The organism is Salipiger sp. 1_MG-2023, from assembly GCF_030547555.1.
GTDB lineage: Bacteria > Pseudomonadota > Alphaproteobacteria > Rhodobacterales > Rhodobacteraceae > Salipiger.
The window spans coordinates 1-1,525 of the sequence record NZ_JAUOQN010000155.1 but is presented as its reverse complement, the minus strand read 5'-3'; the positions used below and the strand labels follow the sequence as shown (position 1 = coordinate 1,525).

The 1,525-nt window shown below is 60.3% G+C and carries 3 protein-coding genes; all 3 read left to right on the top strand.

What is annotated here, in order from left to right:
• Positions 1–1,007, top strand: a 1,007-nt coding sequence (locus Q4543_RS24345; protein ID WP_303442727.1) for a hypothetical protein, incomplete at its 5' end; no start/stop codon positions are given.
• Positions 1,007–1,354: a hypothetical protein gene (locus tag Q4543_RS24340; protein ID WP_303442725.1), complete on the top strand. Its 348-nt coding sequence runs from the start codon at positions 1,007–1,009 to the stop codon at positions 1,352–1,354. The genes Q4543_RS24345 and Q4543_RS24340, both read left to right, overlap by 1 nt.
• Entirely contained in the window at positions 1,344–1,487 is a 144-nt protein-coding gene (locus tag Q4543_RS24335; protein WP_303442722.1) for a hypothetical protein, read from the top strand. Before Q4543_RS24340 ends, Q4543_RS24335 begins: the two co-directional genes overlap by 11 nt.
• Positions 1,488–1,525: the final 38 nt, after the last annotated feature.

Below are 1,525 nucleotides of genomic sequence, written 5' to 3'. Positions count from 1 at the left end.
GTTGGTTCTCGCAACCCGACCCTACCGGGAAACCCGATGGCCACCGTAAGCTACACCACGTCTGGGGACGTCACCTTCCGGCACGAGAAATGGGCGCGCCGGCTGATCTCGCCGCGAAGATTAAAGCCGCTGTCAGTGCATCAACGACCGACGACGCTGCCGGCCTTGCAGGCAATTCTGCCGCTGTCACGTCCTTCATTTCGCAGGTGAAAACGCAATCGGTTCTGGCGCGCATCTTTTCCGAACGCTGGGCGTTGCAGGTGCCTTTCAACACGCGGCTGATGTCCATCGGCTTGGAAGCCAACGCTGCCGTTGTGGGCGGTGGCCTGCCAATCCCCGTGCAGGGTCTGTCATGGGACGATCCGCTGATCGTGAACCCGGAAAAAATCGCAGCTGCGTTGGTGCTGACCAATGAGCTTTGGAACAACACGAGCGCGGCTGGACAGAACTTCGTCAACGCCCAGCTTCGCGCGGCAATCGCCACTGCCTGTGACCGTTTCCTGTTTGGCAAACTCACGAATGGCGGCACCTATGATCCGACCTTCAACAGCCAGCTTGGACGCGCTGACCCCGACGACCTCCATGTGTGGATGCTGGCTGCGCTGAACCGGGTTAACACCCGCGCGGCAGGAAATCTTGTCTGGGCCGTCTCCCCGCAGGCGGCGAACATGCTGGCGCTGATGAACGATGAAACACTCAACCCGTTTGGCGGCTACATCGCAAAAATCCCGGCAGTGATGACGTCCGGCTTTACGGGCAACCGCATAGGACTGATCGACGCTGCGGCAATCGGGGGCCATATTGAGCGGCTGGAAATCACATCGACCGATGAAGGTTCGATTGAAATGACAGATGACCCAAGCAATTCCAGCACCGGCGCGACCGGCAGCACGGTGGTATCCCTGTTTCAGACCCACAGCAGCGCGGTGAAATACGTCTTGAGCCTTGGGCTTGCTCCGGTGCGCGATGATGCAGCGGCCTTCGTCACCTTCGAGGAATACAGCTGATGGCTGCGTCTCGTGAGCAGATCCTTTTGGCCTGGGAAAAGTGGGATACCGCGCAACCCATGACTGCCGAAGAACAGGCACTCCTTACGACGGATGCCACCGGGGGACGGCGCATCCCCGACGACCCCGGCGCGGCACAGCTGAAAGCCTTCCTGGCGGAACACGGACACAAGCCGGTCACGCACAAGGCGCTGTCGGACCTGATGCAAGGTCAGGCCGAGATCTTCGCGGATGTGACCCGACCTTTGCGCCGCCGCATCGACGCACTGGAAGCCGAGGTTCGCGCCGGTCACGCGCGGATCTTGGCGCTGGAAGCTGAACAGAAGGACCATAAAGATGGTGACTGACGACATAGCCGCCGCATTCCGACAGGCGCTGAACCGCGAACTGCTGGGCATCGAACAGATCGACGCAGAGCTTGCAGAGGACGGGCAAAGCGTCTTGAGCTGCTCCCGATCTCTTGGACAGGATCTGGCGTGATTTAAGCTACTCGTTGCACCTGCTGATCGGGTTGGTTG